A 6026-nucleotide genomic window follows, 5' to 3' on the forward strand; every position below is an offset into this window, starting at 1 on the left:
AACTTCTCAGACAGGAGACCGTCGCGTGAAGTGCGCCATCAACGGCGCCGCAAAATCAGCCGGAAATCACTACCGCAGAGCGGTTTTGTTCAATCCCCCCGGTCAAATGACGACACACCCTAGGGTCAGGACTCACTACCACAGCCAGAACGTGACAATGGCGGCGATGCAGATGGCTGAGAAGAAGGTGTGGGCGCAGCGATCGTAGCGGGTGCCGATGCGGCGCCAGTCCTTGATGCGGCCGAACATGTTCTCGACGCGGTGCCGCTGCCGGTAGAGTTCCTTGTCGTGTGCTATCGGGATGCTTCGGCTGCGCGTCGATGGTATGCAAGGCGCTATGCCGCGCTTCATCAATCCGGCGCGGAACCAGTTGCTGTCGTAGCCGCGGTCAGCGAGCAATTCGCGGGCTGGCGGCAACGCGGGCAAGATTATTGCCGCGCCCTTGTGATCGCTCATCTGGCCTTCGCTGAGCAGCATCACGACTGGGCGCCCCTGGCCGTCACAGACGGCATGCAGCTTCGAGTTCAGGCCGCCCTTGGTTCGTCCGATACGGCGCGGAGAACCCCTTTTTTGAGCAGGCTGGCGGCCGTTCGGTGCGCTTTGAGATGCGTGGCATCGATCATCAGCCGGTCCGGCTCGCCCGCTTTGGCTACCAGAGCCGCGAAGATGCGTTCGAATACACCGAGGCGGCTCCAGCGCACAAAGCGGTTATAGAGCGTCTTATGCGGGCCATAGCCGCGCGGTGCGTCCCGCCATTGCAGGCCATGGCGGATGACGTAGACGATGCCGCTAATGACCCGCCGGTCGTCAACGCGCAGAAGCCCGCGTGACCGGGGGAAGAACGGCTCGATCCGCCGCATCTGAGTACGGGACAGCAGGAACAACTCGGCCATCGGACACCTCCGACACCCCGAGAATCACGCCGCGTCGAGCCGTGTAAAGGGTCCTGACCCTAGAGGTGCCCGTACACCGGTTTGGCTGAAATCTCCACGACAATAGGTGCCTTCGCCACCCATGCCCTGGCCGCGCATAAGCGTGCTTAGGCCTCGACGTCGTGTTCGCTCGCCCTCGCTTGGATCTCGTCTGCGTTCTTTCGGCACAGTGGATGGTTGCAAGCGCAAGGGTTGGTGCTGCGTGCAGGTGCAAATGGCATGCGTAAGCCCATGGACAGCCTAATTTTCACGGAAGACCATTCAGAGCCAGACGGCGTTATCCGCTACGACGGCAGCAAGGGGCAGCACAAGTCGGCGTGGGCGGGCGTCTCACATTCAATGACGAGACCAGTGGACTCTTGCTGAAGTCCACGCCACCGGTTGTTCGCATCCGCGGCAGCCTCGAACAGGTGACGCCTCAATGTCGGTAAAGAACGATGCCTTGCCCAGTGCAGATCGCATTGGCCAAAAACGCACAATCTGATGGGATGTGAAAAGTGCCATCGAGAGAATGGCGCGCCCGACACGATTCGAACGTGTGGCCTCCACCTTCGGAGGGTGGCGCTCTATCCAGCTGAGCTACGGGCGCATCGATATTCAGATAGTGTCCGAGATCGAACAGGGTCAATCCCGAATCCAACAATCGAATCGGCTCAAACCAAGCGGGGTTGAGCCCCGTCGTTTGCGGCCGTTCGTACTCCACAACCTCCTTTCGGTTTGCTTCCGTGGTGCTTCCGCGACCTCGAACGCAATTTTGATGCTTCCTTCGAGTTTTGCCAATCGCTTGGTTTCACTCGATTTTTACGACACCCTCGATCAGCAGAAAGAGCTTGCGTTTGCCTTCGGAGGGCAACGCTCTATCCAGCTGAGCTACAGGTCCGTGCGGACGGCATAGAGGGTTTCGCGCGCGGGCTCAATGCCGCGCCAGAAAGATCGTCGCATCGGTCCCGGCATCGGACGGCAAGGGTCGGTTCGGGTGCAGGATGAAGGAAGCGATGTCGCGGGTCGGCGTGGCGCGCTGATGGTCGAGCAGCATCAGGTGGTAATCGGGCGGGTAATAGGCGAGGCGGATGCCCGGATCGGGCGACAGCGCGCGCCAGCAGGACGCCATGGCGGGTTTCGGGATCAGCTGATCGTGGCCGCCATAGAGGATCAGGGCGTGGCTCGGCGTGAAGCGGGCGCAGGCGGCCTGGGCACGGCCCATCATGCGCACCAGGCCGGCGACGGTGCCGAGCCGTGTCGCCCGGATGGTCAAGGGGTCTTCGAACAGACGGTGCAGGGCGCGGCGATTATCGCTCGCCAGTACATGCGCCTGCCGCCCGGTCAGCCGCAAACCGGGCACGGCGGCGCCGGACAGCGCGGCGGCGAATCGCAACGGGGCGGCCATCGCGCGGCCGCCCCAGACCGCCGGCGAGATCAGCACATAGGACGTAACGATGGGATCGCGCCGCGCCCCGAGCAGGAGTGCGACCGCGCCGCCCATGCTTTCGCCCATGATGGTGAGCGGAATGCCGGGATAGCGCCGGTGCAGGATCGCCGCCATCTGCCGCGCATCGCCCACCATGCGGGCGGTGCCGGGCCAGAGGCCGCGCCCCGGTGCGGCGCCGAAACCGCGCTGATCGGGCGCGAACACCGCAATCCCGGCGCGGGTGAGGGTTGGTGCGGGCGTCGCCCAGGCATCCCGGCTGTCGTTGAAGCCGTGCAGCGCCAGCACCACGGCGCGCGGAGAGCCATTGGGCAGCCAATTCCGATAGGGCAGGCGGGCACCGCTCGCGAGCCGGAAATATCCCGCAGTGACAATGGGATGTTTCGCGGTCGGAACCGGCATGTGGAATGGTCGTGCGCAGCCGGAGAGAGCCAGAAGCCAGAGGATCGGCAGCAAGCGGCGGGGGCGATATGAAATCACGGCGAGCGGCGGTATCATGGATCAGCGTCACCAAGCAAAGAGGGGTTCCATGCCGGATGCACCGCAAGCGCCGATCTTCGAGACGATCCAGGTTCATGATCGGGTGGTTGCCTGCGATGGCGGCGGCGAACCGCTCGGTCACCCGCGGGTGTTCCTGAAAATCGAGGATCGCGAGGTGAAGTGCCCGTATTGCTCCCGGCTCTACGTGCTGGCGGCGGGCGCGGTTTCGGGCGGCGCGCATTGATGGGGCAGCGCCTGGTTCTGGTGGATGGCTCGGGGTTCATTTTCCGCGCCTTTCATGCTTTGCCGCCGATGACGCGAGAGGATGGCACGCCGGTCAATGCGGTGTTCGGTTTCTGCAACATGCTGACGCGGCTGCTGAAGGAGCATACCGGCACCCATCTCGCGGTGATTTTCGATGCCGGGCGTACGACGTTCCGCAACGCGATCGATCCGCGCTACAAGGCGCATCGGCCGGAGCCGCCGGAGGAATTGATCCCGCAATTCGCCCTGGTGCGGGATGCGACCAGGGCGTTCGCGGTGCCGGCGATCGAGCTGGACGGGTTCGAGGCGGACGATCTGATCGCGAGCTATGCCGCGGCGATGAAGCGCCAAGGCGGCGAGGTGGTGATCGTCTCCTCGGACAAGGATCTGATGCAGTTGCTCGGCGATGGCGTGTCGATGCTCGACCCGATCAAACAGACGCCGATCGGCCCGGACGAGGTGATGGCGAAATTCGGGGTGGTGCCGGGCCAGATGATCGAGATGCAGGCACTGATGGGCGATAGCGTCGATAACGTGCCCGGCGTGCCGGGCATCGGGCCCAAAGGTGCGGCGCAGCTCATCGGCGAATATGGCACGCTGGAGACGATACTCGAGGCGGCCGCATCGGGCGCGATGAAGCCGTCGAAGCGGCGCGACGCGCTGGTGGCCCATGCCGAGGATGCGCGGATTTCGCGAAAACTGGTCGAGCTGCGGTGCGATGTCGCGCTGCCGGCGCCGATCGCGGATCTTGCCATTACACCGCATGACGATGCCGTTCTGCAGGCGTTTCTCGATGCCCAAGGCTTCAAGAGCATCAAGGCGCGGCTGGGGCTGAACGGATTGCCGCGCCGCACCGAGGCGCAGGCCGAAGCGAAACCTGTGGCGGCGCATGAGCCTGCGCCGGATGCGCCGTTCGGTCCCTACGAGACGATCGACAGCGACTCCGCGCTGGAGACCTGGATTGCTGCGATCCGCGCGGTCGGGCGCGTCGCCGTCGACACCGAAACCGCCGATCTCAATTCGCGGCGCACGAGGCTGATCGGCATCTCGCTCGCGATCGCGCCGGGGCGCGCAGCCTATATTCCGCTTGGTCACGAACTGGGCGAGCAATTGCCGCGCGCGAGAGTATACGAGGCGCTGGCGCCGGTTCTGAACGATCCGGCGATTCTTAAGATTTTTCACAACGCGAAGTTCGATCTCCACGTCCTGGCCGGGGCCGGATTGCCGGACGCCGCGCCGATCGACGATACCATGCTGATTTCCTACGCGCTCGAAGCGGGCGCGCATGGTCATGGCATGGACGAACTGTCAGCCTTGCATCTCGATCACAAACCGATCGCCTATGACGAGGTGACCGGCACCGGGCGCAACCGGATCGGTTTTTCCGCGGTGCCGATCGATCGTGCCACGGCCTACGCCGCCGAGGACGCCGACGTAACATTGCGTTTGTGGCTGCTGCTCCGGCCACGCCTGCGCGAGGCGCGTGCGCTCGCTCTGTATGAGACCCTGGAACGCAGGCTGGTTCCGGTGCTGCTCGGCATGGAGCGCGCTGGGGTGATGGTCGATCGCGACGATCTCATCGCCATGTCGGCCGAATTCGCACGCAGGATGGACGAGATCCAGCGCGATATCGAAAAACTGGTCGGCCATGCCTTCAATCTCGGCAGCCCGAAACAGCTCGGCGAGATTCTGTTCGACGAAATGAAGCTGCCCGGCGGCAGGCGCACCAAGACCGGTGCCTGGGGCACCGACGCCGCCGTGCTGGAGGAACTCGCCGAAGTCGGCCTCGAACTGCCCGCGCGGATTCTCGACTGGCGGCAGCTGCAGAAGCTGAAATCGACCTACGCGGATGCTTTGGTAGGCGAAATCGACGTGGAGGATCGCCGGGTTCATACCAGCTTCGCCCAGGCGATCGCCGCGACCGGGCGCCTGTCCTCGAACGATCCGAATCTGCAGAACATTCCGATCCGCACCGCGGAAGGGGCGCGCATCCGCCGCGCGTTCATCGCCGCCCCCGGCCAGAGTCTGATTTCGGCCGATTATTCTCAGATCGAGTTGCGCCTGCTTGCCCATGTCGCCGATATTCCGGCGCTGAAGCGGAGTTTCGGCGATGGCGAGGATATTCATGCGCGCACCGCGTCCGAGGTGTTCGGCGTGCCGATGGAAGGCATGGACCCGCTGACGCGACGGCGCGCCAAGGCGATCAATTTCGGCATCATCTACGGTATTTCGGCGTTCGGGCTGGCGCGTCAGCTCGGCATCGAGAATGGCGAGGCGAAGCGCTATATCGATGCCTATTTCGCGCGCTATCCCGAAATCCGCCGCTATATGAACGAGACACGCGAATTCGCCCGCACCCATGGCTACGTGACGACGCCGTTCGGCCGACGCTGCTACGTGCCGGGAATCGCCGACAAGAACCCGGCGCGGCGCGGCTATGCCGAGCGCCAGGCGATCAACGCGCCGTTGCAGGGCGGAGCGGCGGATATCATCAAGCGGGCGATGGTGCGCCTGCCGGCGGCGATCGCCGATGCGGGGCTGGACGCAAGGTTGTTGTTGCAGGTCCATGACGAGTTGCTGTTCGAGGCGCCGCGGGATCAGGCGGAGGCGGTTGCTCAGCTTGCCAGGGAGGTGATGCAGAATGCGGCGGCGCTCTCGGTGCCGTTGCTGGTCGAGGCGGGAATCGGCCCCAACTGGTCCGATGCGCATTGAGCCGGAGAGTCGTTTCCCGCGCCGGAAACACTCGACCGTCAAACAGTTTGTTAACTTTTCGCTGGCATCGTGCTTCGAAATGAGACTATTACCCTCCGTCATTGATTTTGCGGCGGACCTTCGATTCGATGACTCCGCAACGACGGAGATGGTTCGTGACCGCGAAACAAAGTGCCGTAAAGAAGTATGTGGTGAAGCTCAGCCTCGAAGAG

General features: G+C 63.8%; 5 protein-coding genes and 1 tRNA gene. 3 read left to right on the plus strand and 3 right to left on the minus strand.

Annotation, left to right across the window (positions count from 1 at the left end; translation table 11 throughout):
• Positions 1-135: 135 nt before the first annotated feature.
• The 3 genes from L2A60_RS19630 to L2A60_RS19640 form a co-directional block, all read right to left on the minus strand.
• A protein-coding gene (locus tag L2A60_RS19630) for an IS5 family transposase (RefSeq protein ID WP_235706149.1) occupies positions 136-893 on the minus strand; the annotation gives its coding sequence in 2 pieces (ribosomal slippage) (positions 136-560 and positions 560-893; 759 coding nt in all).
• A 551-nt stretch (positions 894-1444) separates the two neighbouring features.
• Positions 1445-1521 (minus strand) — tRNA-Arg (locus L2A60_RS19635).
• A 324-nt stretch (positions 1522-1845) separates the two neighbouring features.
• Positions 1846-2760 carry an alpha/beta fold hydrolase gene (locus L2A60_RS19640; RefSeq protein ID WP_235706150.1) on the minus strand — a complete coding sequence of 305 codons (915 nt, stop codon included), beginning with the start codon at positions 2758-2760 and terminating at the stop codon, positions 1846-1848.
• Between the two features lie 127 nt (positions 2761-2887).
• Between L2A60_RS19640 and L2A60_RS19645 the strand changes: the two genes are divergently transcribed.
• The 3 genes from L2A60_RS19645 to L2A60_RS19655 form a co-directional block, all read left to right on the plus strand.
• Positions 2888-3082: a zinc-finger domain-containing protein gene (locus tag L2A60_RS19645; protein ID WP_235706151.1), complete on the plus strand. Its 195-nt coding sequence runs from the start codon at positions 2888-2890 to the stop codon at positions 3080-3082.
• Positions 3082-5814, plus strand: coding sequence for a DNA polymerase I (gene polA, locus L2A60_RS19650; RefSeq protein ID WP_235706152.1), 2733 nt, complete (start codon positions 3082-3084; stop codon positions 5812-5814). The genes L2A60_RS19645 and polA overlap by 1 nt, the downstream gene beginning before the upstream one ends.
• On the plus strand, positions 5804-6026 hold a 223-nt coding region (locus L2A60_RS19655; protein WP_235706153.1), incomplete at its 3' end, for a hypothetical protein. The genes polA and L2A60_RS19655, both read left to right, overlap by 11 nt.

This window comes from Acidiphilium iwatense, from assembly GCF_021556475.1.
In the GTDB taxonomy this organism is placed as follows: Bacteria; Pseudomonadota; Alphaproteobacteria; order Acetobacterales; family Acetobacteraceae; genus Acidiphilium; species Acidiphilium iwatense.